We start from the raw sequence: 23,027 nt of genomic DNA, 5'->3' as shown, positions 1-23,027 counted from the left end.
ATTTGAACGACAGTGCACAGCCCCCTCTTGAGCGCTGAATTTCTACGAACAAGCCAAAAAGAAAAAGACCCGGTGCTATTGATTAGATAGCTACCGGGCCTTAATACATGGCGGAGAGGGTGGGATTCGAACCCACGGTAGTGTTGCCACTACGCCTGATTTCGAGTCAGGTACATTCGACCACTCTGCCACCTCTCCAATGCGTCGAAGCCTGCGATTATAGCAAGCTTTTTTGAGCAGCACGCACCTGCTGCCGCTTAACGAGCGCGGGGGCACGCTCGGCACGTGGCGCTCTGTCCGCTCAGACCTTGCCCATGTAGTCGCGCTTGCCCAGTTCCACCCCGTTGTGGCGCGCCAGCGCATAGGCGGTGGTGACATGAAAGAAGAACTGAGGCAAGCCGTAGTGCAGCAAGTAGGCTTGGCCCACAAACTGCTTTTCACGCGGAGTGCCGGGCTGCAGGGTGATCTGGCGGGTGGCGGCTTCGGCGAAGTTCTCGGCGGGCAGGCCTTCGATGAATGCCAGCACCGCATCAATGCGTTCGTTCAGCTCTGCAAAGCCGGGGCGCTCGCCGTCAGGAAACGATGGCACCTCAACGCCAGCGAGCCGGGCGCAGACGCCCTTGGCGAAGTCGCAGGCAATCAGCACTTGGCGGGCCATGGGAAACATGTCGGGGTAGAGCCGAGCTTGCAGCAGGGCATCGGGCTCGATCTTGCGGGCGGTGGCGTGGGCCTCGGTCTTGGCAAGCACGTCCTTCAGGGCGCCCAGCATCTGGCGAAACACGGGGATGCTGGAGGTGTGCATGGGGTAGGTCATGGAAATCGGTCCTGGTAGGTGGGTGTGATCGCGACGCTGTGGCGTGGCGCCCGCAGCGGCAACGGATTGCACCACAACGCCCAGGATGCTGCTGGCGGCGCCACCTTAATACCTACCGGGCATGAAAAACGGGCCCGAAGGCCCGTTTGCAAAGAGCGCAAGAAGCGCAAGAAGCGCCGCAGAGGTTCCTACTTAAGCCTGCGGCGCAAGCTCCGACACTCCGCCCATGTAGGGGCGGAGAACAGCCGGAACCTCGACGGTTCCATCCGCACGCTGATAGTTTTCCAGCACGGCCACCAGGGTGCGGCCCACGGCCAGGCCCGAGCCGTTCAGGGTGTGCAGCAGCTCGTTCTTGCCTTGGGCGTTCTTGAAGCGGGCTTGCAGGCGGCGGGCCTGGAAGGCTTCGCAGTTGCTCACCGAGCTGATCTCGCGGTAAGTGTTTTGCGCGGGCAGCCACACTTCCAGGTCGTAGGTCTTGGCGGCGCCAAAGCCCATGTCGCCGGTGCACAGGCTCATCACACGGTAAGGCAGGCCCAGCTTTTGCAGCACGGCTTCGGCGTGGCGGGTCATTTCTTCCAGCGCTTCGTAGCTCTTTTCAGGGTGCACGATCTGCACCATCTCGACCTTGTCAAACTGGTGCTGGCGGATCATGCCGCGCGTGTCACGGCCGTAGCTGCCCGCTTCAGAGCGGAAGCACGGTGTGTGGGCTGTGAGCTTGATCGGCAGCTGGTCTTCAGCCACCACCACGTCGCGCACAAAGTTGGTCAGCGGCACTTCGCTGGTGGGGATGAGGTACAGCGCCGCGTTGTCGGGCACGGGCTCGCCGTCTTGGCCACCCTTTTTGGCGGCGAACAAATCGCCTTCAAACTTGGGCAACTGGCCGGTGCCTTTGAGCGAATCGGCATTCACGGCATAGGGCACGTAGCACTCGGTGTAGCCGTGCTCCTGGGTCTGCACGTCCAGCATGAACTGGCTGAGCGCGCGGTGTAGGCGGGCGATGGTGCCTTTCATGACCGTGAAGCGCGAGCCCGAGAGCTTGACGCCCATGTCAAAGTCCAGGCCCAGCGGGGTGCCCACGTCCACGTGGTCCTTCACATCAAAAGCGAAGGTGGCGGGGGTGCCCCAGCGGCGCACTTCCACATTGCCAGCCTCGTCGCTGCCCACGGGCACGGATTCGTGCGGCAAATTGGGCACGGCCACCAGCATGGCCAGCAGCTCGGCCTGGATCTGTTCCAGGCGGGCGGCGGATTGCTCCAGCTCAACCTTGCCTGCGGCCACCTGGGCCTTGATGGCCTCGGCACCGTCCTTGTCGCCACGGCTCATCAGCATGCCCACCTGCTTGGACAGCTGGTTGCGCTGGGCTTGCAACTCTTCGGTGCGGGTCTGCAGCGTCTTGCGCTCGGATTCCAGTGCCTGGAACGCTTCCACGTTCAGGAAGGCCTGGGGCTTTTTGCGGGTTTCCAGACGCGCGATCGCAGTGTCGAGGTCTTTGCGGAGAAGAAGAATGTCAAGCATGTGAGGATTTTAAAGGGGCGCTCGGCACTGGGCTCAGGCCAGCGTTGTCGGATCGAAATTGGCACCACACAGGATCAGGCCCACGGTCTCCTGCGGCTGCGGCTTATAGGCGCCGGTTTGTAGGGCAGCCAAGCCCAGGGCGGCTGCGGGTTCCACGGCCAGTTTCAGCTCTTTCCACAGCCACAACTGGGCGGCGCGGATGGCGTCATCGGGCAGCAGCAAGGCATCGTGCACGTGGCGCTGGCTCACTTCCCAGCCAATGGCGCCGATGCGCTTGGCCCCCAGGGAATCGGCGGCCACGCCGCCCACCGCCACATCCACCGGCTGGCCCGCCGCCCGCGCAGCGTGCAGCGTGGGCGCGCGCTCGGGCTCCAGGGCCACCACATGGGCGCGACTCTCGACCCATGCGGCCACACCGCCGATGAGGCCGCCGCCGCCCACGCTGACCAGCACCGTGTCGGGGAGATGGCCCGCTTGTTCTTCCAGCTCCAGCGCCAGGGTACCTGCACCGGCCACCACCTCGGACTGGTCGTAGGCATGGGCCTGCAATGCGCCGGTGGCCTGCTGGCGCGCCACGCAGGCGTCATACGCTTCGGAATAGGCTGCGCCGGTGACCACCACCTCGCCCCCCAGGGCGCGCAGGCGGGCGCGTTTGGCTTCGGGCGAAACCTCTGGCACAAACACTTCGCAGCGCACACCCAGGGCCTGGGCCGCCGCCGCCACGGCAATGCCTGCGTTACCACCGGAGGCAATGACTACGCCGCTGCTGGGCACCGGGTTGGCGAGCAGGCGGTACAGCATGCCCCGGGCCTTGAAACTGCCGCCCACCTGCAGGTGCTCCAGCTTGAGCCAGACTTCTGCGCAGTCCACCCCCAGCGCCTGCCCGGGCAGGCGCAGCAGCGGCGTGGTCCGCAAGAAGTGGGGCTGCAAGGCCAGGCGCTGGCGGGCGGCAGAGATGGCGGCGCGGTCGATCATTCAGAGGGCTCCGATGGGAAAGGGCTTGCAGTGTAGGGTGCAACGGCCTTACCACCCCTCCGCAGCAGGACTCAATGGCCTGGCCCCTGATGCCGATACCATCCGCTAAAGGCCGATCGCGCACAGAGTGGGAGATTCGTTTATCAACAAGCCCCTATTCGGCGCGCCAGCGCAGCCCCACAGGAGGTGGTGATGTTTTTTGTATTCGGCCCATCGGGCCAGATCTACCGAGGGGGGCCTGAAAACCTGGCCCAGATTGCCGCAGTGCGGCGGGTGGAGCGCCCCCAGGCGCTGCGCACGCGGGGCACGGACATTCCCCCAGACGCAGCCGCCGCCCCTGCTCCGCAGGATGCAAAGCATGCGCCCGCAGTCAACCTGCGTCTGCAGGATGCGGTGGCCGCCTATGTCCAGACGGGCAAGGGCCCTCAGCGCCGGCGCGAGCCCCTGACGCTGGTGCGCGATGTGATGAGCCACGGGGCCTTGAGTGTGGAGCCCGGCACGCGGGTGAACGACGCCTGGCAAACCCTGGCCGAACACAAGGTGGCGCAAGCCCCGGTGGTGGACGAGCGGGGCCGCGTGGTGGGGCTGCTGCTGCGTGCCGACATGGCCCCACTGGATTTGCTGCCCGAGCCCGGGGCAGTGCAGCAGGCCATTGCCTTGGCGCGCCGCCCGGTGTCTGAAGTGATGATCAGCCCCGTGACCACGGTGGCAGCCGACACCGCCCTGCGCCGCGTGGCCAGCGTGCTGCTGACCACTGGCTTGCCCGGTTTGCCGGTGACCGACGAGGCGGGTGTGCTGGCGGGGTTCATCTCGCGCACCGACATCTTGCGCGCCGTGGCGGCAGACCCGCCGCTGGATTTGTGGAGCGGGCCTGCGCCCCATCAACCTTGAAGCAAAAAGTGCCTCTAGCGCTTTATCAGCAAGCGCCAGCAGCTATGAAATAAATAGCAAACCCCTCAATGCGCAGCCGGACCCGTCTCCGGCATGCGCTGGGAAATCTCCAGCCCCGTGGCGGCGTCGATCTTGAGGCCCTTGGGCAGCGGGAACTTGATGGTTTCTTCGATGCCCGACATGCTGCGCACCGACACCGCCCCCAGTGCCTTGATGCGGTCGATGACTTGCTGCACCAGGATTTCGGGGGCGGAGGCACCCGCCGTCAGGCCCACGCGGGCGGCGCCTCCAAACCACTCGGTGCGCAGTTCTTCGGCGCTGTCGACCATGTAGGCCTGGGTGCCCAGGCGCGCCGCCAGCTCGCGCAGGCGGTTGCTGTTGGAGCTGGTGGGGCTGCCCACCACAATCACTACATCCACCTGCGGGCTCAGCACCTTCACGGCATCCTGGCGGTTTTGCGTGGCGTAGCAGATGTCTTGCTGCTTGGGCTCGCGCACGCTCGGAAAGCGCGCGCGCACCGCTGCCGTGATCTCGGCGGCGTCGTCTACGCTCAATGTGGTCTGCGTCACCACCGCCAGCTTGGCGGTTTGCGCAGGCTGCACGCGGGCCACGTCTTCCACGTCTTCCACCAGGTGGATGCCGTGGTCCAGCTGGCCCATGGTGCCTTCGACCTCGGGGTGGCCCTTGTGACCGATCATGATGAACTCGTAGCCCTCTTTGGCGAGCTTGGCCACCTCGACGTGCACCTTGGTCACCAGCGGGCAGGTGGCGTCAAAAATGCTGAAACCGCGCTGCTCGGCCTCTTGCTGCACCGCGCGGCTCACGCCGTGGGCGCTGAAGACCAGCGTGGAGCCGGGCGGCACGTCGGCCAGCTCTTCGATGAAGATCGCGCCCTTGGCCTTGAGGTCGTTGACCACATAGGTGTTGTGCACGATTTCGTGGCGCACGTAGATGGGAGCGCCAAACTTCTGGATGGCGCGCTCAACGATCTCGATGGCCCGGTCCACGCCCGCGCAAAAGCCGCGCGGCTCGGCCAGCAATACCTCCTGGGGGCTGATCATTACAAAACCCCGATCAACTGCACTTCAAACGTGACCGGCTGGCCCGCCAGCGGGTGGTTGAAGTCAAACAGCACGGCACCGTCTTCGCGCACCTGCTGCACGGCACCGGCGTAGCTGCTCAGGCCGTCGGGCGTGGGGAACTGCACCACATCGCCCACGTTGTATTTTTCGTCCGGGTCGCCCAGCTCATTGAGCAGCTTGCGCGCCACCCATTGCTGCATGTCGGCGTTGCGCTCGCCAAAGGCCTCGCCCGCAGGCAGCTCAAACGTGGTGCGCGTGCCCTCCGGCAGGCCCAGCAGGCGCTGCTCCATGGCGGGCGACAGCTCGCCCGTGCCCAGCGACAAAGTGGCGGGCTTGTCGGCAAACGTGTTGATCACATCGCCCGCCGGGCCAGCCAGGCGGTAGTGCAAAGTGAGAAAGGAGCCCGGCTGGACGGTGGGCAAAGCAGCAGCGGTTGTGGTCATGGCAGTCTCGATAAACTCCTGCGATTGTAGAAAACCGGGCAAACCCCTACTTTGCCACCCGCCCCGCCCGCTCGTCAGCCCCTCCCCCGCCTCTTCGACACAACCGCGCCATGGCCCTCAAAGACCTGCCCACCGACGCCCAGCCGCGCGAAAAACTGCTGGCCCGTGGCCCCGCCGCGCTGGCCGATGCCGAGCTGCTGGCCATCTTGCTGCGCACCGGCATCGTGGGCAAAGGCGTGCTGCAAATGGCGCAAGAGCTGCTAGATCCGCCTGCCGTAGACCCGGACACGGGCCACCTCACCGGCGGCTTTGGTGGCATTGCCGGGTTGCTGCACACCAGCGCGCCCGATCTGGAGCGCATCAAAGGCCTGGGCCCCGCCAAGCGCGCCGAGCTGGTCGCCGTGCTCGAACTCGCGCGCCGGGCCCTGGCCCAGCAACTGCGTGAGCGCGAAGTGTTCGACTCGCCCAACGCAGTCAAGCACTACCTGCAACTGCACTTGGCCGCCAAGGGGCACGAGGTATTTGCCGTGCTGTTTCTGGACGCGCAAAACCGCCTGCTGGCGCTGGAAGAGCTGTTTCGCGGCACCCTGACCCAGACCAGCGTCTACCCCCGCGAAGTGGTGCTGCGCGCCCTGCACCACCAGGCCGCCGCCGTGGTGCTGGCCCACAACCACCCCAGCGGCAGCGTGCAGCCCAGTCGCGCCGACGAGGCGCTGACGCAAACCCTCAAGACCACGTTGGCCCTGGTCGATGTGCGCGTGCTGGACCACGTCATCGTGGCGCCGGGCCAGGCCTTGTCGATGGCGGAACAGGGGCTGGTGTGACGCAGCCCACTCCGCCACAGCAGCCGCCCGCAGCCCCCACGGCGCCAGAGCTCGGCGGCGCCCTGGCCGCTGCTTTGACACGCGCGGCGCAGCCCGCCGGCCCTGCCAAAAAAGCCATAGAGCCAGCCGCAAAGACACCTGCGCCCCCCTCGCGTGCAGCGCGCCGGGCGGCGGCCGCAGCCCGCAAGGCGGCGCTGCAAGCCTGGCGCCAAACACCGCCGCACGCACCGGTGCCCAACACCCCAGGTGCGCAAGGCGCAACACAGCCCGCCAAGGCCCGGCGCACGCCCGCCGCCCCACGCCGCCCCAGCGTGCGCCTGCATGATTTGCACGACCTGGCCACCGTGGCCCGGCAACTGCGCGAGGAGCAGCAACGCGCCGAAGCCGAGGCCCAGACCCGCCGCGAAGCCGCAGCCCGGCAGGCGTCCGAGCGCACCCTGTTCAGCCGAGCCGTGGGGCCCATCACGCCCCTGCCCCAGCCCAACCTGGCGCGGCTGGAGCCGCAACTGCCCCCGCCCCTGCCGGTGCAGCACTGGCTGGACGAAGAGCGGGTGCTGATGGAATCCATCAGCGATGACTTTGACGTGAGCACCCTGCTCGACACCGATGACCAGCTGAGTTTTCGCCGCACGGGCATCGGGGTGGAGATCACCCGCCGCCTGCGATCGGGCCACTGGAGCATTCAGCGCCAGCTGGACCTGCACGGCCTGCGCGTAGACGAGGCCCGCGAGGCCCTGGGCGACTTCATCCGCCACGCCCACAAACTGGGCGTGCGCTGCGTGCGCGTGGTGCACGGCAAGGGCTTGGGCTCGCCCGGCAAAAGCCCGGTGCTCAAAGGGCGCGTGCAGGGCTGGCTGGTGCAAAAGAAGGAAGTGCTGGCCTTTGTGCAGGCCCGCCCCATGGACGGCGGCGCCGGGGCACTGCTGGTGCTGCTGCAGCCTGCGGGCGGGCGCAGCGCCTGAGGCCCTGAATCTTTGATAAAAACACCTGATTGGCGACCTACCGCAGACACCTTCTCGTCCCCACCCGTTCGGGCTGAGCCCGTCGAAGCCTTGCACGCACGCGGCAAGCCCTGGCTTCGACGGGCTCAGCCCGAACGGATGGAGTGATATCTGAGGCAAATAGCTAATCAGGTAAAACAGGCTCTAGCGCTTTATCCACAAGCGCTAGCAGCTATATCTTTAATAGCAAAAAAGAAACCACCCCGTAGATGCCTACGGGGTGGCTCCAATCCGATACCTCAGCAGCCGCCCGCCCATCAGGCAGACGGCCCACAGGCTTACTTGGACAAATCCACGGCGTACTTGGAAGTGCCCTTGCCACTGCCATCGTCCGCCGCCACTAGGCTCACATTGGCCAGGCCCGCAGCCTGCGCCACGGCCAGCCCGTTGGCACCCGAGCTGAACACCACCGGCCCGGCCACGGTGGCCTTGGCAAAGCGCCAGCTCTTGGCGGCGCCGTTGGCGGTGCGCGTCACGGCGGGGTTCTTGCGGATGTACTCGATCACCACGTCGCGGTTGGCATCGGGCGAGGCCCAGATGGTGCCCGAGCCGTCGAGCTTGTCGATGAAGCTCTTGCCGCTGGTGGCGCGGTAGTTGTTGGTGGCGATCACGAACTCCTGTGCGGGGTCCATGGCCTTGCCCAGATAGGTCAGGTTCTTGATGCGGCTGCCCTTGGCCTGTGTCACGTCGATGTCGTACTGCACATCGGCCGTGGTGAACATGTCGAAGTTGTACCCGGGGAAGGTGCTGATGAGCGCCTGCTCGGTGGTCTTGGTCGGGTCAATCTGGTTGAAGCGCTGGGCAGCGGCCTCGAGCCAGTTCTTGATGTCCGAACCATTCACCTTCACCGCGTACACGGTGTTGGGGTACAGGTACAGGTCGGCCGCGTTGTTGATGGCCAGCGGGCCCACCGCCACGTCGGTGTAGTCCGCCCCGCCCTGGAAGCCGCTCTTGAACGGCGCACTGACCGACAGCACGGGCAGCGCTGCGTACTGCGGCAGGTTGGCCTTGATGTAGGCCGCCACGTAAGCCTGCTGGGCCTGGTTCACGATCTGGATCGCGCCGGGGTCGCCCACATCGGCAAACAGCGTGCTCATGCGGAAGTCGGTCTGGCCGATGGGTGTCTTCACGTACTTGATCGCGGCCTGGTGCTGGGTCTCGATCAGCGGGGCGATGGTCGCATCCGCATCCACATAGACCGTGGCGCCTGCGGCATTCTTGCTCTGGATGTTGCGCAGCTCACTCTTGCTGGCAGTCTTGTTGATCACCCATTTGTTGCCATCCCATTGCAGCGCCAGTTGCACCACGCCCAGGGCCTTGCCCCAGGAGCTGGCCATCACCGCGGGCACGCCGTTGATGGTGCCCGCCTTGTGGTCCACGCCGGGCAGGTTGAAGCTGGGGGTGGCTGCCGTGTCGGGGAACACGCCGTGCTGGTGGCCCATCACCATCGCGTCAATGCCCGCCACCTTCGACAGGTGCAGGCCGGGGTTCTCCATGGTGGGCGAGTAGGCCGCGCTATCGAGCCCGCCGTGCAGCAGCGCCACGACGATGTCGGCGCCCTTAGCGCGCAGCTCGGGCACGTACTTGGTGGCCGACTCGACAGCGCCTTCGGTGTAGACCTTGCCTTCGAGGTAGCGCTTGTCCCAGTTCATGATGCCGGGGGTCGTAAAGCCGATCACGCCGATCTTGATGGGCAGCTTCACCTCCTGGCCATCGGTGCCCTTGGCCACCAGCGTGCGCTCCAGCAGTGTGTAGGGCTGCACCAGCGGCTTCTTGGTCTTGCTGCTGTACACGTTGGCCAGCACAGCGGGGTAGCCCGCGCCTGCGCATTTCTTGGTGGCGTCCACACCGTCCACATCCAGCCCACCGCCCAGCACCTGGTTCAAAAAGGGCAGGCCATAGTTGAACTCGTGGTTGCCCAGCGTGCCCGCATCAAAGCCCAGTGCGCCCATGGCCTTGTACATCGACAGCTGCTGCGTGCAGGGGATGGGGCTGATGGTGGCCTCGTAGTCGGCCAGCGCGGTGCCCTGGATGGTGTCGCCGTTGTCCACCAGCAAGGTGTTGGAAAACTCTTTGCGCGCAGCGCGCACCAGCGTGGCGGTGCGCTCAAAGCCGTAGCTCTTGTCTTCAGCGAGCTTGAAGTAGTCGTAGCTGCGCACGTTGAAGTGCAGGTCGGTCGTCTCCAGCACCGCCAGGGTGGCTGTGGCACCGGCGTTGGACGGGCCCCCATCGCTGCCACCGCAGGCAGTGAGCAGGGCCGTGGATGCGGCCATGGCCACCACGCCCAGCGTGGCGGTGCGGCGCGACAAGTGCCCAGGGTGCCCGGGCTGGGCGGGGTGAGCAGAGCGGAACACAAAGGTCTTTATCGACATGGGGAACCCAGGAAGAAACAAAACCACGAGTGTGTAAAGACAGTTTGACAGCGCTGTGACGGACCTTGCCCCCAAGCCAGCCAGCGCAAGTCCCGTTACGCGCCGACACCGCATCCCGGCCCAACTGCGCTATGGTGTGGTTCATTTTTCGGCACTAGGAGTTTTGGTATGAGACACACCCTCTGGATGGTGGCCTGCAGCACCGTGGCCGCTGGTTTGATGGCAGGCTGCGCAGGCCACGGCGCAGGCGCCAACCCCGCCCCGACCGCACCCGGCGCCCCACCCGTGGGCGGGCAGTGCAATGCAGCGCCCGCGCAGTCGTTTGTGGGCAAGGACAGCACTGCCAGCGTGGTCGAAGCGGCACGCGTGCAATCCGGCGCCCACATGGCGCGGGTGCTGCGGCCCGGCCAGATGATCACCAAGGAATACAACGAGCAGCGCCTGAACCTGCTGGTGGACGACAGCGGCCGCATCACCGCCGTGCGCTGCGGCTAAGGCTGACGACGGGCGCACCTGGCTTGGCGGGCGCGCGCTGCACGTCCACGCCCTGGAGCCCTGCTCAGTCCGCCAAAAACAACTCCTGCAGGTCGCTCAAGAAGTCAAAGCCCCGCTCGGTGGGGCGCACCTGCACGCCGTCACGCACGATCAGGCCTTTGCTCTGCGCCGCCTCCAGCGCCTTGGCGATGGCGCTGATCGGCAGGCCCGTGCGCTCGGTGAACTCGGGCAACGCAAACCCACCGCGCAGGCGCAGCGCGTTGAGCATGTATTCAAACGGCAAATCAGCGCGGCGCACATCGTCGTCCTGCGCCACGGCATGGCCTGCCAGGGCGTTGTCCATGTAGCGGGCCGGGTCACGAAAACGCACCTGCCGCACCACGCGGTGCGCAAAGCTGAGCTTGCTGTGCGCGCCCGCACCAATGCCCAGGTAGTCGCCAAACTGCCAGTAGTTGGTGTTGTGAAAGCACTGGTGGCCCTCGCGGGCGTAGGCTGAAATCTCGTACCGCGCCAGCCCTGCAGCGCCCGTCATCTCGGTGATGCGGTCGAGCATGGCGTAGGCCAGGTCGTCCTCAGGGATGGCGGGCGGGAACTTGGCGAAGTAGGTGTTGGGCTCGATGGTGAGGTGGTAGATGGAGATGTGCGGCGGTGCCAGTTGCAGCGCCTGCTGCATGTCCTGCTCCATCTGCGCCAGGGTCTGGCCCGGCAGCGCGTACATGATGTCGAGGTTGAAGGTGTCGAACGCGCTGGCAGCCTCTTGCACCGCTGCCAGGGCCTGGGCACGGTCGTGCACGCGGCCCAGGGCCTTGAGGTGCGCATCGTTGAAGCTCTGCACCCCGATGGACAGGCGCGTGACGCCCGCACTGCGGTAGGCGCGGAACCGGTCTTTTTCAAAGGTGCCGGGGTTGGCCTCCATGGTGATCTCGCAGTCAGCCTCCAGCCGCAAGCGGGCGCGGATGTCGCTGAGCAAGCGATCTATCGCCTGCGGCGCAAACAGGCTGGGCGTGCCGCCGCCGATAAAGATGCTGTGCACCGAGCGGCCCCAGATCAGCGGCAGCGCGGCCTCCAGGTCGGCCATGAGCGCGTCGATGTAGCGCTGCTCTGGCACCTCACCCGCAGCATTGCCACCGCGCGCTTCGTGCGAGTTGAAGTCGCAGTAGGGGCACTTCTTCAGGCACCAGGGCAGGTGCACGTACAGCGACAAAGGCGGCAGGGCTGTGAGTTGCAGCAGGCCGGGGCGCATGTAGTGCTGGATGTCGCGCACCACGGCGGGCGCATCGTCGGTGTGCGGGGCAATCGGGATATGGGTCACGGGCAGGCTCTTCTCACCACTCAATGTTCAAAACCAGCGCTCGCGCATCAGGGCGAGCATTTGCGCGGCGGAGCGGCCCCGGTGGCTGTTGGCGTTCTTCACTTCCACGGGCAGCTCGGCAAAGGTCTTGCCAAATTCAGGGATGAACATGATCGGGTCAAACCCAAAGCCATTGCTGCCACGCGGTTCGGTGGTGATCTCGCCCACCACGCGGCCCACGGCAATCAGCGGCTCGGGGTCTTGCGGGCTGCGTACGGCGACCAGGGTGCTGACCATGGCGGCGCGGCGGTGGGCCACGCCTTGCAGTTGCTCCAGCAAGGCGCGCACGTTGTTGGCATCGCTTTTTTCGTAGCCAAACTGGGTGCAGTAGTAGGCGGTGTCCACGCCCGGCAGGCCGCCAAAGGCGTCCACGCACATGCCCGCATCGTCGGCCAGCGCGGGCAGGCCGGTGTGCTGCGAGGCGAAGCGGGCTTTGGTCAGCGCGTTTTCGACAAAGGTGCGAAAGGGCTCTTCGGCCTCGCCCACCCCCAGGTCGCCCTGGCGCACCAGTTCCACGCCCAGCGGGGCGAACATGGCCTGCAGCTCGGCGAGCTTGCCCTGGTTGTTGGATGCCAACACGAGTTTCATAGTCAAATCAGGCCCTAGCGCTTATTTATCAAGCGCAAGCAGCTATCAAATAAATAGCAATTGATTAAACGGCCAGTGCTTGCTGCTGCCGTTGGATCAGCTCGGCAATGCCCTTTTCGGCCAGCGCCAGCAGTTGGTCCATTTCCTTGCGGGTAAAGGCCACGCCTTCGGCCGTGCCCTGCACTTCCACGTAGTGGCCCGCACCGGTCATCACCACGTTCATGTCGGTGTCGCAGCCCACGTCTTCCACATACTCCAGATCGAGCAGCGGCGTGCCTTGCACGATGCCCACCGAGATGGCGGCCACGGGCTCGCGCAGGGGCGACTGGGTGATCTTGCCGGCGGCAATCAGCATGTTCACTGCGTCTTGCGCGGCCACCCAGGCGCCGGTGATGGCGGCAGTGCGCGTGCCGCCATCGGCCTGGATCACATCGCAGTCGAGCTGGATGGTGCGCTCGCCCAGCAGCTTCAAGTCAAACACCGCGCGCAGCGAACGGCCGATGAGGCGCTGGATCTCTTGCGTGCGGCCGTTTTGCTTGCCGCGCGCGGCCTCACGGTCGCTGCGGGTGTGGGTGGCGCGGGGCAGCATGCCGTATTCAGCCGTCACCCAGCCTTCGCCACTGCCACGCTTGTGTGGGGGCACGCGCTCTTCCACCGAGGCAGTGCACAGCACCTTGGTGTTGCCAAACTCGATCAGCACCGAGCCCTCGGCGTGCATGGTGTAGTGGCGGATGATGCGCACGGGGCGCAACTGGTCGGCGGCGCGTTGGCCGGAGCGTTGGAAGGTGGTCATGGCACAAGCGATGGCATCGCAAAAGAAAAGACAGGAAAAGACAGGAGCAGGCAAGGCTGCAATGGAGCGCCAAGGGCGGCCCAGGGCCGCCAATAGACACCAGTCGCCACCAATAGCCCCGGTGCAAAAGGGTCAGCGCCCCTCAACCCCTGCGGGCAGCAGAGCGGCGGATGGCTTCGTTGATTTCAGCGATCGAGCGCTCGATGGCGGCGTCGTCCAGGTCATCCACCAAACCATCGAGCGGCCCGGCCTGGATGGTGGAGGCAAACACATCGTCGCTGATGCTGTCGGTAGACACGCCCTGGGTGGATTCGAACGCATCGGGCGTTTCCCACTCCAGCGCCACCACCGTCACGTTGTCGCTGCTTTCGCCCGCCTTGCGCAGTGCTTCTTCGACCAGGTCGGGCACGGCATGCGATACCGCCTGGCGGGCCATTTGCTTGGCGATTTCTTCGTCGCTCAAGGTTCCCCAAAGGCCATCAGAGCACAGCAGAATGCGGTCGCCCTGCTCCAGGTACACCGGGCCGGTGATGTCGTAGATGGGCTTGGTCGGCGAGCCCAGGCAGGTGAACAGCACGTTGCGGTTGATGCGGTCCAGCCCAGGGGGCGGCGCGTTGCGCAGCTCCAGGTACGAGTGGTCACGCGTGCGGGTCAGCAGCTCACCATCGCGCACCATGTACAGGCGCGAGTCGCCGCAATGGATCCACGAGGCCGAGCCACCCTGCAGCACTGCCGCCACCAGCGTGGTGCGTGGCGTATCGATCATGCCTTTCTCAGAGGCATACCGCAGAATCTGGTGGTGGGCCGCCAGCAGCGCGCCCGACAGGAATTCCTGCACATCCTGGATCTGGGGCTTGGCTTGGCGCTGGAACAGGGCCGACACGGTTTGCAGCGCGATTTGCGCAGCCACTTCCCCCTCGGGGTGGCCACCCATGCCGTCGGCCAAAACGAACAGGCCCGATTCGCGCGTGTAGCAATAGCCCATGCGGTCTTCGTTCTTTTCGCGGCCACCACGGCGGCTGATCTGGAAAACCGAAAATTTCATAGCGACTCACGCAAACAAGGATGCACGCTGGCATCGTCAATGAAGATGTGCCTTGCCCCAACCCGCTTTGCGTGGGTCGCCTTCATTTGGGCTTGGCTCCGATGCCGGTGGCTTCACCCACCTTTTGCACGTTCTTTTTGGTGTCAGACACCAGGGTGTCCAGCTGCAGGCGCATTTTTTCGGCCACCGTGAGCTTGGTGTAACGGCGCTCGCCCTCACGGCTCAGTTCCTTTTGCAGGGCGAACACCGACTGCGGGCGCGACAAGGGGTCCAGCGCCATGCACCACTCCACCACCTCGATCAGGTTGTCAGAGTACACGCCACGCAGCTTGGTCAGCGCCAGCGAGAGGCGGTCTTTTTCGATGCGCTGCGGCGCCTCGTTGGGCGGGAACCCTTGCATGCAAGCGTAGATGCATGCGCCGATGGCGTAAATGTCCGTCCAAGGTCCCATGGAGGAGTCGCGCCGGTACATCTCGGGAGCCGCAAAGCCGGGGGTGTACATCGGGCGGATGAAGTTGCCCTCTTTGCTCAGCACTTCACGCGCAGCACCAAAGTCAATCAACACGGCCTTGTTGTCGTCGGTGATGAAGATGTTGGCGGGCTTGATATCGAGGTGCAGCATCTTGTGCTGGTGCACGATGCGCAGGCCACGCAACACCTCGTCAAACAACGAGCGGATGGTGGACTCGCGAAAGACCTTCTGCGTCTTCAAATCGCGTGCGGTGATGATGAAATCCTGCAGGGTCGCGCCCTCCAGATAATTCATCACCATGTAGACGGTTTCGTTTTCTCGAAAGAAGTTGAGCACGCTGACCACCGAGGCGTGCGAGATCTGCGCCAGCGAGCGCCCTTCTTCAAAGAAGCTTTTGAGCCCCAATCGGTACAGCGAGAGCTTTTCGGAGGGCACCTTGGGCAGCAACTCGCCCGGCCCGCGCGTGGCCAGAGACGATGGCAGGTATTCCTTGATGGCGACCTGCTGGCCCTCAGGGTCCATGGCGAGGTACACCACACCAAAGCCCCCGAGGAGACCCTGCGAACCACGCGGTACCCACCAAGAACGGTGTCTGGCGGCAATGGAGCCGGCTTGATTTTTGACATATTTTGCGAAGATGACTCGGGGGTAAGGCGGAACCCGGATAATCGCCGGATCGCAAGCAACCATCAAAAAGTCCAATGCCAGTTTACAGCATGACCGGATACGCCAGTGCACAGCAAGGCGCGTCTGCCGCTGGCGCTGAAACCGAGGGCCGCGCCCCCCAAAATCGCAGGCTGGGCCTGGAGATCCGTTCGGTCAACAGCCGCTTTCTGGACCTGTCCTTTCGCCTGCCCGACGACCTGCGCGCGCTGGAGCCCACGCTGCGCAGTCTGCTCACAGCCCGCCTCAAGCGCGGCAAGGTCGAAGTGCGTGCGGCCATTGAAAACGAAGACAGCAACACCCTGCAAGACCCGCCAGCGCGCCTGCTGCAGCGCCTCAACACCTTGCAAGACTCCGTCAAGGCCTGGCTGCCAGGCGCCGCACCACTGAGCGTGGCCGATGCCCTGCGCCTGTGCGCCAACGCCAACACAGGATCGGAAGACTGGAGCGAGGCTGTGCCCGCCCTGGCCGAAGAAGCCCTCACCGCCCTGCTGGCCGCCCGCGAGCGCGAAGGCAAACGGCTGGCCGCCATGGTGCTGGACCGCGCAAAGCAACTGCGCGTGCTGGCCCAGCAGGCCGTGCCGCTGGTGCCCCAACTGGTGGAGCAGCAGCGCCAGCGCTTCATGGAGCGCTGGAAGGAAGCCATGGCGTTGACCGACGGCTCCACCCTGCCCGAAGCAGCCCGCGACCGTGCGTTGACCGAAGCCACTGCCTTTGCCATTCGCATTGATGTGGCCGAAGAAATCACGCGACTGGAATCGCACCTGGACGAAATTGAGCGTCTGATGAAAAAAGGCGGAGAAGTCGGCAAGCGCCTGGACTTCCTCATCCAGGAATTGCACCGCGAAGCCAACACCATGGGCTCCAAATCTGCAGCACTGGACCTGACCCGCATCAGCGTGGACATGAAGGTGCTGATCGAGCAGATGCGCGAACAAGTGCAAAATATCGAGTAACACTCATTTTTTGATAGCGCTTAGCGCTTACCAGCTATGGACTATCCCGGAAATTTATTCGTTGTTGCAGCCCCCAGCGGGGCGGGCAAATCCAGCCTTGTCAAAGCCCTTTTGGAGTTGGACTCGCGTGTGAGCCCCTCCATCTCGCACACCACACGCGCGCCCCGCGGGCAAGAAAAGCACGGCCGCGAATACTTCTTCGCATCGCAGTCAGAGTTTGACGCCATGGTGCAGGGCAACGCCTTTGTGGAATGGGCTTTGGTGCACGGCAACCGCTATGGCACCTCCAAAAAGGCCATTGAAGAGCGCATCGCCCAAGGGGCTGACGTGATTCTGGAAATCGACTTCCAAGGCGCACTCCAAGTCAAACAGGCCTTTGCCAATGCGGTGCTGGTGTTCATCCTGCCCCCGAGCTGGGAGGAATTGCGCTCCCGCCTAGAGCGGCGCGGCGAAGACTCTCCAGAAACCATCGAGTTGCGGCTAAAAAATGCAGCCACCGAGATGGAACAGGCCAACAAATTCGACTTCGTTATAATCAACGAGTTGTTTGAGCGCGCGCTTTTCGACCTGAAAGCCGTAGTTCACGCCCAGCGACTCAAGTACGCCGCACAGCGCCGCGCCCGTGCTGACACCTTCAAGTCGCTCAATATCACCTGAATCCCCGGAGTAAAACGATGGCACGCATCACCGTAGAAGACTGTCTGGAAAAGATCCCCAACCGCTTCCAGCTTGTGTTGGCCGCCACGTACCGCGCACGCATGCTGAGCCAGGGCCACGCCCCTCGCATCGAAAGCCGCAACAAGCCTGCCGTGACAGCCCTGCGCGAAATCGCCGAAGGCAAAGTCGGCCTGGAAATGCTCAAGAAGGTTCCCGGTTGAGCTTTGTCAGGCAATGCCCTCCGAAAAGCACCGCCCTGCGGTGCTTTTTTTTGCTTCCCCGTCGGCCCGCGCGCTCCCACGCTACATTTAAGGCATGAACGCGGTGCTCAATTCAACTTCTGCAACGCAGACCCGACCTGGCGACAGCCAATCCCCTGCCAGCCAAACCACTGCAGCCGCCAACGCAGCTGCAGCCAGCTTTGCTGCGCTGACAGAAAACCTGGACTACCTGGACGCCACCAGCATTGAGCAGGTGCGCCAGGCCTATCGCTTTGCAGACGAGGCCCACCTGGGCCAGTTGCGCAACAGCGGCGAACCCTACATCACCCACCCCATCGCAGTGGCGGCCCAATGCGCCACCTGGAAGCTCGATGCCCAAGCCCTGATGGCAGCGCTGCTCCACGACGCCATGGAAGATTGCGGCGTGACCAAGGCTGATTTGATCGACCGCTTTGGTGCGCCAGTGGCCGAGCTGGTGGACGGGCTGACCAAGCTGGACAAGCTGCAGTTCAACACCCGCGAAGAAAACCAGGCCGAGTCGTTTCGCAAAATGCTGCTGGCCATGGCGCGCGATGTGCGCGTTATCCTCATCAAGCTGGCCGACCGCACGCACAACATGCGCACGCTGTCGGACATGCCGCGCAGCAAATGGGGGCGCATTTCCTCCGAGACCCTCGAAATCTATGCCCCCATCGCGCACCGCCTGGGGCTGAACCAGACTTATCGGGAGTTGCAAGACCTGTCTTTCAGGCACCTGCACCCTTGGCGCTACGCCACGCTGTCCAAAGCCGTGAACAAATCACGCAACAGGCGGCGCGACCTGGTGCAAAAGGTACAAACAGAAGTCGATGCCGCCTTCAATCGCATCGGCATGAAGGTCCGTCTCGCGGGCCGCGAGAAAACGCTGTATGCCATCTACCAAAAGATGGACCTCAAGCACCTGAGCTTTGCGCAGGTCACAGACATCTACGGCTTTCGCGTGATCGTGCCCACCGTGACGGACTGCTACACCGCACTGGGAGTACTGCACCAGATGTACAAGCCCGTGCCGGGCAAGTTCAAGGACCATATTGCGATTGCCAAGCTCAATGGCTACCAGTCTTTGCACACCACCCTGGTGGGCCCATCCGGGGTGAACATTGAGTTCCAGATGCGCACCGACGAAATGCACGTGATCGCCGAAGCCGGTGTGGCTGCGCATTGGCTCTACAAGGCGCAGGACACCGACGGAACATCGGCAGAGCGATTGGGCACCAAATGGCTGCAATCGCTGCTGGACATCCAGAATGAAACCCGGGACGCGGCCGAATTCTGGGACCACGTCAAAGTGGATCTGTTCCCAGACGCGGTGTACGTCTTCACACCCAAGAGCCAAATCATGGCCCTGCCCCGTGGCGCGACCGTGGTGGACTTCGCTTACGCCATCCACAGCAACGTGGGCGACCGCACGACCGCAGCCAAAATCAACAATGAGCAGGTTCCCCTGCGCACCGAGCTCAAGAACGGCGATGTGGTGGAAATCATCACAGCCCCCGTGTCCACACCCAACCCCGCTTGGCTAGGGTTTGTGCGCACGGGGCGCGCACGCTCCAAAATTCGCCACTACCTCAAAACCCTGGCCCAAACCGAGTCCGAGGGCCTGGGCGAAAAGCTGCTCACCCAAGCCATTCGGGCCGAGGGCCTGGAGCAACTGCCGCCGGATGAGGGCGACACACATGTCCTATGGGAAAGACTGCTGCGATTCACGGGTAACCGTAATCGCAGTGAGCTCATGACAGATCTGGGATTGGGCAAACGCATCGCAGGCATCGTGGCCAAACGGCTGGTGGTGCTGCTGGGCGAAACCGGGCATCGCCCTGACGCACTGCTGCTCACCCGAGAACGCTACACCTCTCACGAGACGTTGTCACAGGGGGCCGTCACGCTGGATGGCAGTGAAAACGCGTCCGTGCAGTACGCACCCTGCTGCCGCCCTGTGCCCGGGGATCGCATCGTGGGCTACCTGGGACGCGGTGAGGGACTGGTTGTACACAACGCCCACTGCAGTGTGGCCAAGCGGCTGCAGCACAAAGACAGCGAACGCTTCATCGCAGTGGACTGGGCCGATGAGCCAATACGCATGTTTGAAACCGGCGTGGTAGTCACCGTTGCCAATGGCAAGGGCGTGCTGGCGCGCATAGCACAGGAACTCGCCAACTCCGAAGCGGACATCACCCATGTGGACATGGACGATGAGGTCGCCCTGGACACCACCGACCTGCGCTTCATCGTCGCCGTCAGAGACCAAGCCCACCTGGAAGCCGCACTGCGCAACCTCCGCCGCACCCAGGCGGTCCTTCGCGCCTCACGGATCACTCCGCAAGCCACCTGACAACCACAAGCACCTCAAGCCATCCACCAGTCAGGATGGCTTGGGTCTTATTGAGCAGCCTCTTTGTACTTGAAATATCCGTTCGGGTTGAGCTTGTCAAAACCTTGCGCGGTGCTTCGGCGAGCTCAGTGTGAACGGTTCAAGTAGGTTCGTGCCGGATCAATAGCCGGATAACACAGGCTTTGGATAAGTCACGGACAAAACCTCCAACGACCGCACCCCGCCCGGCGTAGGCAAAGGCACCTCATCGCCCACACGCGCCTTGAGCAGCGCACGTGCGACTGGAGAAATCCAACTGACTTGGCCCGCATGGCTATCGGCCTCGTCAATCCCCATGATGGTGATGGTGCGGTCGATGCCTTCATCGTCGCCATAGGTGACCGTTGCGCCAAAGAAGACTTGGTCACTGCCCGCGTGCAAACTGGGATCGACCACCTCGGCAATCTCTAGCCGCTTGGTCAAAAATCGAATGCGCCGATCTATCTCGCGCAGGCGCTTTTTGCCATACAGGTAGTCACCATTCTCCGAGCGGTCACCATTGCTGGCCGCCCAGTGCACCGTCTCAACCACCTTGGGCCGCTCGTTGTCGATGAGGTCCAGCAGCTCAGAACGCAAACGGGCATATCCAGCGGGTGTGATGTAGTTTTTTCCACCTGCGGGGATGGGAGACAGAGCGACTTCATCACCCTCATCCCCATCAGACTCTTTGGTAAAGGCTTTACTCATAGCGCGCTCATCCCCAAAAAGAATCAAGCGATCAGACAAATGAAAAAGCCTGCAACTTTTCAGTTGCAGGCTTTAAACATTGGTGCGGCTGGCAGGAATCGAACCCACGACCCCTTGGTTCGTAGTTTGCAAGCCGTCTGCAAGTGCTTGATTTTACTTAATTGATCGCCGTTCGTTCCGACGAATCTTGCACTGTAATGTACTGGAATTCTGCCGCCAGTCCCCCAGAACTCCCCCAAAGTTGCTGGGGGTCACTCATCTTGGAGGCCCCGATCCTGCGCGTATTGCTCTGCAAATTTAGCGACCTTATCTCCATCATTGTCATAAAAGCATATCAACTTAAATGACCTATTAAATGCAAACACGTAAATTGCAGATGCCCCATCAGAAGTTCGCTCAGTTAAATATGAAAACTGATCCGACAAATCTTTGTTTGACCTTTGGATTTCATGAGTTCTACCAAGCTTCGCAAGAAAATCACGATTTATGGGCGATTGTATTTCTGCAGCATTAGCAATAAAACTAGACCAAACACCACCATCATGCGAACAAATAATTCCCGTTTCGTGGAAATGAATTGCTTTTGTTAGCTTTTTGCCAAAATCCTCAACCATCCTAACCCAGGATTTTGGGAGCCGAACCACCGGCAAGTCCCTATGGGTATAGCCTGGAGGCAACCTTAGTTTTATATTTTTGGCAGCGCGCCGCTTCTCTACAACTGAGAGGCCCATCATTGACCTCATCTCCTGGGGATAGTTGCTAGCCAGCGTATCGATGTATTTGTTGAGCTGCGCCTCCTCGCTCAGAGAATCCTTGGCGGAATAAAGCCGAGATAGAAATCCAAGAATGTTCTCAGACTCTCTTGATTCGCCATTACAAATCGCGCACGCTGGAAAAATGAAATTTTCCGGCCAACTGCGATCAACAAACACACTGCGAGGGGGCAGTGATCCACAGTGGTCGCTGATACTCTACCTCCACAAAATATACAGAATGGTGACTTTGCCAAGGCTAAATCGCGCGCCTTGTTACTTTTTATTTTCGCCTGCCCTGCCATCTTGCGCCTTTCACTGAGGTGGATGAGTGCAGATGCTACAGGGAGTACTTCAGTAGATGCGCAGCGGTGGCGCTACCTCGCCTAGAGGCATCACATGCCGGGAAGCCCGGCTTTCGATGTCTCTTTGTCGTTCGCGCAACTCATGGCGCAAGCGCTGTTGTTGTCGCCGCTCGTACTTGCGGCCACGGGCAGCGCCCCGCGCTTGAAGTTGCGGACTCATGGCGCCAGCAGGGCGCGCTCGACGTCGACCTGCTTGCGCAGCAGGACTACTTCAGCGTCTCGCCTCGTAAGGTCTGCTCGGAGCGCTCCGACCACAGCAACCCCCTCGACAAGCTGTCGGTCGAAGGCTGCAAGTCGATCTGCCAAATTGCTGCAGGCAGCGGCGTTGCCCTCGGCTTGCGCTCGATAGGTGGCGGCTCTGCGCTCGGCATCGATCCGCACGCGCTCAGCGCGAGCAAGATCAACACGGTGCACGGCATCGCGCACCGGCTGTGAAGTCGTGAATTCATCGGAGTTCTCCTGTGTTTGCTGAGCGTGTGCGGCCTCTTTTCCTGCGGTCAAGCGCTCACCCTTGAGCGTTGCCGTGGCCTGGGCCTTCACGGCCTGGACAATTGAGGTCTTGAGCTTTTCGTGTTCCAGCTGCTCGACATGAAAGCGGGCGGTCTGCACCAGCAGAAGCACGCCAAGCACCAGCGCTGCGGCCTGGAAGCCATAGGCTTTGATCTTGTCGAGCACGATCAAACCCCCAACCACTGCGCATACCGCCAGCGCCTGGGCTCCAGCAGCACTGTCGCGCGCACATGGGCGCGATTGATGTCGAAAGCGCTGGCGCCGTAGCCCTGCCAAGGGGTGCGGCTTTTGTTGCTGTGGTGCTCCACGTGCCCAAACCAGCGTTGGGGGTCACATCCAGCAGTCAATGCGCACAGGTGGCGGTCTTGGGCCAGCCCACCCCAGCCGCCGTTGTAGGCGGCGTCACACATCGCCAGGCGCTCCATGGGCTCAACCACGCCCAGCGCCTCGATGCGCGCATGGCAGTCGCGCAGCTTTACCAAGATGCCACGCACGCCCAGCTCGGCCCGCGTGTACACGTTGTCCCAAGACCACTCGCGCAGGGCATCCGGCGCCAATGCCTGAGTCTCAGCCAAGGCATCGAAACGGGGCGAGCCATCAGCACGCCAGGTGCGAGTGATCTGGCCGAGACCCGCGCCCTCTTCCCGGCTGGTCTTCAGGCGCGCGGTCGTGCTCCAGCACTGGGGGTGTGTGATCGAGCGGCACGTTTCCTTCTCGATCAATGCCCCCACGTAGCTGCGCCGAGGCAGCGCGGGCCAATGCTGCTCAATCTCTTGCACGACCAGCGGGGCCAGCTGCTGGGCGGGCAATGGCACGCCCTGCGCACGCGCAAAGCCCGTGAAGGCCAGCACCAGCACCGCAGCGACAACACAAAGGCCCAGGAAGGCCAGCCCGGCGCCGATGGGATGCTCCAGCGCTTTGAGCCACGCCTGCCGCCCGTTCGCATAGTCAAACAGTGCCTTGCGGGCACTATGGGCCAGGGCCACACACAGGGCCGTCCATGAGAGCCAAAGCAATTTCACGACAGGCTCACGCCAGCCAGCCGGGCCGATTGAGTTTGCGGCGATGACCAAGATCGGCAAGGCCAGGATGGCCCACCAACGCCAGCGCTTGAGGGGGTTCATAGTGTTTTCCTTTCAGGGTTG

At 63.2% G+C, this 23,027-nt stretch carries 23 protein-coding genes, 1 tRNA gene and 1 pseudogene; 8 read left to right on the top strand and 17 right to left on the bottom strand.

The annotated features are described in order from the left end of the window. Positions 1-108: 108 nt before the first annotated feature. The 4 genes from CLU88_RS21735 to CLU88_RS21720 all read right to left on the bottom strand — a co-directional run bounded on the left by CLU88_RS21735 (position 109) and on the right by CLU88_RS21720 (position 3,304). Positions 109-198: transfer RNA gene (locus tag CLU88_RS21735), tRNA-Ser, on the bottom strand. A 103-nt stretch (positions 199-301) separates the two neighbouring features. Next, positions 302-814: a DUF1993 family protein gene (locus CLU88_RS21730; RefSeq protein WP_099658385.1), complete on the bottom strand. Its 513-nt coding sequence runs from the start codon at positions 812-814 to the stop codon at positions 302-304. A 192-nt stretch (positions 815-1,006) separates the two neighbouring features. Then, a complete protein-coding gene (gene serS, locus CLU88_RS21725; RefSeq protein ID WP_099658384.1) occupies positions 1,007-2,329 on the bottom strand; it encodes a serine--tRNA ligase in 1,323 nt (440 codons plus the stop codon). Between the two features lie 33 nt (positions 2,330-2,362). Beyond that, a complete protein-coding gene (locus CLU88_RS21720) occupies positions 2,363-3,304 on the bottom strand; it encodes a threonine/serine dehydratase (RefSeq protein ID WP_099658383.1) in 942 nt (313 codons plus the stop codon). A gap of 192 nt (positions 3,305-3,496) precedes the next feature. Here CLU88_RS21720 and CLU88_RS21715 point away from each other — a divergent pair, with 192 nt between their 5' ends. Beyond that, a complete protein-coding gene (locus tag CLU88_RS21715; protein WP_099658382.1) occupies positions 3,497-4,195 on the top strand; it encodes an HPP family protein in 699 nt (232 codons plus the stop codon). Between the two features lie 65 nt (positions 4,196-4,260). On the opposite strand, the gene ispH is transcribed toward CLU88_RS21715, so the two are convergent. Further along, the gene (gene ispH, locus CLU88_RS21710; RefSeq protein ID WP_099658381.1) at positions 4,261-5,256 is read right to left on the bottom strand and encodes a 4-hydroxy-3-methylbut-2-enyl diphosphate reductase; all 996 of its coding nucleotides are present in this window, start codon (positions 5,254-5,256) and stop codon (positions 4,261-4,263) included. Continuing rightward, positions 5,256-5,720 carry a peptidylprolyl isomerase gene (locus CLU88_RS21705; protein WP_099658380.1) on the bottom strand — a complete coding sequence of 155 codons (465 nt, stop codon included), beginning with the start codon at positions 5,718-5,720 and terminating at the stop codon, positions 5,256-5,258. The genes ispH and CLU88_RS21705 overlap by 1 nt, the downstream gene beginning before the upstream one ends. Positions 5,721-5,830: 110 nt before the next feature. On the opposite strand from CLU88_RS21705, the gene radC reads away from it, so the two are divergent. Beyond that, positions 5,831-6,544 carry a DNA repair protein RadC gene (gene radC, locus CLU88_RS21700; protein WP_099658379.1) on the top strand — a complete coding sequence of 238 codons (714 nt, stop codon included), beginning with the start codon at positions 5,831-5,833 and terminating at the stop codon, positions 6,542-6,544. Positions 6,545-6,855: 311 nt separating this feature from the next. Further along, the gene (locus tag CLU88_RS21695) at positions 6,856-7,506 is read left to right on the top strand and encodes a Smr/MutS family protein (RefSeq protein WP_369827701.1); all 651 of its coding nucleotides are present in this window, start codon (positions 6,856-6,858) and stop codon (positions 7,504-7,506) included. A gap of 317 nt (positions 7,507-7,823) precedes the next feature. Here the strand turns inward: CLU88_RS21695 and CLU88_RS21690 are convergent, their stop codons facing one another. Then, the gene (locus tag CLU88_RS21690) at positions 7,824-9,818 is read right to left on the bottom strand and encodes a bifunctional 2',3'-cyclic-nucleotide 2'-phosphodiesterase/3'-nucleotidase (protein WP_233205632.1); all 1,995 of its coding nucleotides are present in this window, start codon (positions 9,816-9,818) and stop codon (positions 7,824-7,826) included. Between the two features lie 267 nt (positions 9,819-10,085). On the opposite strand from CLU88_RS21690, the gene CLU88_RS21685 reads away from it, so the two are divergent. Further along, complete coding sequence (locus CLU88_RS21685) at positions 10,086-10,412, top strand: I78 family peptidase inhibitor (RefSeq protein WP_099658377.1); 327 nt, start codon at positions 10,086-10,088, stop codon at positions 10,410-10,412. Positions 10,413-10,476: 64 nt separating this feature from the next. On the opposite strand, the gene hemW is transcribed toward CLU88_RS21685, so the two are convergent. From hemW to CLU88_RS21660, 5 genes and pseudogenes are all read right to left on the bottom strand, one after another. Beyond that, positions 10,477-11,724 carry a radical SAM family heme chaperone HemW gene (gene hemW / locus CLU88_RS21680; RefSeq protein ID WP_199173488.1) on the bottom strand — a complete coding sequence of 416 codons (1,248 nt, stop codon included), beginning with the start codon at positions 11,722-11,724 and terminating at the stop codon, positions 10,477-10,479. 27 nt (positions 11,725-11,751) lie between these two features. Continuing rightward, a complete protein-coding gene (gene rdgB / locus CLU88_RS21675) occupies positions 11,752-12,351 on the bottom strand; it encodes an RdgB/HAM1 family non-canonical purine NTP pyrophosphatase (RefSeq protein WP_099658376.1) in 600 nt (199 codons plus the stop codon). 64 nt (positions 12,352-12,415) lie between these two features. Next, positions 12,416-13,144: a ribonuclease PH gene (rph, locus tag CLU88_RS21670; protein ID WP_099658375.1), complete on the bottom strand. Its 729-nt coding sequence runs from the start codon at positions 13,142-13,144 to the stop codon at positions 12,416-12,418. A 142-nt stretch (positions 13,145-13,286) separates the two neighbouring features. Next, the gene (locus CLU88_RS21665) at positions 13,287-14,189 is read right to left on the bottom strand and encodes a PP2C family serine/threonine-protein phosphatase (protein ID WP_099658374.1); all 903 of its coding nucleotides are present in this window, start codon (positions 14,187-14,189) and stop codon (positions 13,287-13,289) included. An 82-nt stretch (positions 14,190-14,271) separates the two neighbouring features. Then, positions 14,272-15,287, bottom strand: a pseudogene (locus CLU88_RS21660) (serine/threonine protein kinase). Between the two features lie 75 nt (positions 15,288-15,362). Between CLU88_RS21660 and CLU88_RS21655 the strand changes: the two are divergent. From CLU88_RS21655 to CLU88_RS21640, 4 genes are all read left to right on the top strand, one after another. Beyond that, the gene (locus CLU88_RS21655) at positions 15,363-16,280 is read left to right on the top strand and encodes a YicC/YloC family endoribonuclease (protein ID WP_099658373.1); all 918 of its coding nucleotides are present in this window, start codon (positions 15,363-15,365) and stop codon (positions 16,278-16,280) included. 36 nt (positions 16,281-16,316) lie between these two features. Further along, entirely contained in the window at positions 16,317-16,937 is a 621-nt protein-coding gene (gmk, locus tag CLU88_RS21650; protein WP_099658372.1) for a guanylate kinase, read from the top strand. A 17-nt stretch (positions 16,938-16,954) separates the two neighbouring features. Next, positions 16,955-17,158 (top strand): DNA-directed RNA polymerase subunit omega, encoded by a 204-nt coding sequence (gene rpoZ, locus CLU88_RS21645; RefSeq protein WP_005794722.1) that lies wholly within the window; start codon positions 16,955-16,957, stop codon positions 17,156-17,158. Positions 17,159-17,252: 94 nt separating this feature from the next. Next, positions 17,253-19,529, top strand: coding sequence for a bifunctional (p)ppGpp synthetase/guanosine-3',5'-bis(diphosphate) 3'-pyrophosphohydrolase (locus tag CLU88_RS21640; protein WP_099658371.1), 2,277 nt, complete (start codon positions 17,253-17,255; stop codon positions 19,527-19,529). A gap of 159 nt (positions 19,530-19,688) precedes the next feature. Here CLU88_RS21640 and greB read toward each other — a convergent pair whose 3' ends face one another. From greB to CLU88_RS21625, 5 genes are all read right to left on the bottom strand, one after another. Then, positions 19,689-20,255 carry a transcription elongation factor GreB gene (greB, locus tag CLU88_RS21635; protein WP_099658370.1) on the bottom strand — a complete coding sequence of 189 codons (567 nt, stop codon included), beginning with the start codon at positions 20,253-20,255 and terminating at the stop codon, positions 19,689-19,691. Positions 20,256-20,506: 251 nt separating this feature from the next. Beyond that, a complete protein-coding gene (locus tag CLU88_RS22915; protein ID WP_143226067.1) occupies positions 20,507-21,187 on the bottom strand; it encodes a hypothetical protein in 681 nt (226 codons plus the stop codon). Between the two features lie 174 nt (positions 21,188-21,361). Next, a complete protein-coding gene (locus CLU88_RS23025) occupies positions 21,362-21,532 on the bottom strand; it encodes a hypothetical protein (RefSeq protein ID WP_158235625.1) in 171 nt (56 codons plus the stop codon). Next, positions 21,529-22,047: a hypothetical protein gene (locus CLU88_RS21630; protein WP_233205550.1), complete on the bottom strand. Its 519-nt coding sequence runs from the start codon at positions 22,045-22,047 to the stop codon at positions 21,529-21,531. The genes CLU88_RS23025 and CLU88_RS21630 overlap by 4 nt, the downstream gene beginning before the upstream one ends. A 2-nt stretch (positions 22,048-22,049) precedes the next feature. Then, complete coding sequence (locus tag CLU88_RS21625) at positions 22,050-23,006, bottom strand: hypothetical protein (RefSeq protein ID WP_099658369.1); 957 nt, start codon at positions 23,004-23,006, stop codon at positions 22,050-22,052. Positions 23,007-23,027: the final 21 nt, after the last annotated feature.

Origin of the sequence: Acidovorax sp. 56 (assembly GCF_002749705.1) — a bacterium.
Lineage (GTDB): Bacteria > Pseudomonadota > Gammaproteobacteria > Burkholderiales > Burkholderiaceae_C > Acidovorax.
This window is presented reverse-complemented; position numbering and strand designations above follow the sequence as displayed.

What these genes read in the sequence shown, in the direction of transcription:
- CLU88_RS21730 (WP_099658385.1), bottom strand. Translation starts at nt 814, where the DNA reads ATGACCTACCCCATGCACACCTCCAGCATCCCCGTGTTTCGCCAGATG.
- serS (WP_099658384.1), bottom strand. Translation starts at nt 2,329, where the DNA reads ATGCTTGACATTCTTCTTCTCCGCAAAGACCTCGACACTGCGATCGCG.
- CLU88_RS21720 (WP_099658383.1), bottom strand. Translation starts at nt 3,304, where the DNA reads ATGATCGACCGCGCCGCCATCTCTGCCGCCCGCCAGCGCCTGGCCTTG.
- CLU88_RS21715 (WP_099658382.1), top strand. Translation starts at nt 3,497, where the DNA reads ATGTTTTTTGTATTCGGCCCATCGGGCCAGATCTACCGAGGGGGGCCT.
- ispH (WP_099658381.1), bottom strand. Translation starts at nt 5,256, where the DNA reads ATGATCAGCCCCCAGGAGGTATTGCTGGCCGAGCCGCGCGGCTTTTGC.
- CLU88_RS21705 (WP_099658380.1), bottom strand. Translation starts at nt 5,720, where the DNA reads ATGACCACAACCGCTGCTGCTTTGCCCACCGTCCAGCCGGGCTCCTTT.
- radC (WP_099658379.1), top strand. Translation starts at nt 5,831, where the DNA reads ATGGCCCTCAAAGACCTGCCCACCGACGCCCAGCCGCGCGAAAAACTG.
- CLU88_RS21690 (WP_233205632.1), bottom strand. Translation starts at nt 9,818, where the DNA reads ATGGCCGCATCCACGGCCCTGCTCACTGCCTGCGGTGGCAGCGATGGG.
- CLU88_RS21685 (WP_099658377.1), top strand. Translation starts at nt 10,086, where the DNA reads ATGAGACACACCCTCTGGATGGTGGCCTGCAGCACCGTGGCCGCTGGT.
- rdgB (WP_099658376.1), bottom strand. Translation starts at nt 12,351, where the DNA reads ATGAAACTCGTGTTGGCATCCAACAACCAGGGCAAGCTCGCCGAGCTG.
- rph (WP_099658375.1), bottom strand. Translation starts at nt 13,144, where the DNA reads ATGACCACCTTCCAACGCTCCGGCCAACGCGCCGCCGACCAGTTGCGC.
- CLU88_RS21665 (WP_099658374.1), bottom strand. Translation starts at nt 14,189, where the DNA reads ATGAAATTTTCGGTTTTCCAGATCAGCCGCCGTGGTGGCCGCGAAAAG.
- CLU88_RS21655 (WP_099658373.1), top strand. Translation starts at nt 15,363, where the DNA reads ATGCCAGTTTACAGCATGACCGGATACGCCAGTGCACAGCAAGGCGCG.
- gmk (WP_099658372.1), top strand. Translation starts at nt 16,317, where the DNA reads ATGGACTATCCCGGAAATTTATTCGTTGTTGCAGCCCCCAGCGGGGCG.
- rpoZ (WP_005794722.1), top strand. Translation starts at nt 16,955, where the DNA reads ATGGCACGCATCACCGTAGAAGACTGTCTGGAAAAGATCCCCAACCGC.
- CLU88_RS21640 (WP_099658371.1), top strand. Translation starts at nt 17,253, where the DNA reads ATGAACGCGGTGCTCAATTCAACTTCTGCAACGCAGACCCGACCTGGC.
- greB (WP_099658370.1), bottom strand. Translation starts at nt 20,255, where the DNA reads ATGAGTAAAGCCTTTACCAAAGAGTCTGATGGGGATGAGGGTGATGAA.
- CLU88_RS23025 (WP_158235625.1), bottom strand. Translation starts at nt 21,532, where the DNA reads ATGAGTCCGCAACTTCAAGCGCGGGGCGCTGCCCGTGGCCGCAAGTAC.
- CLU88_RS21625 (WP_099658369.1), bottom strand. Translation starts at nt 23,006, where the DNA reads ATGAACCCCCTCAAGCGCTGGCGTTGGTGGGCCATCCTGGCCTTGCCG.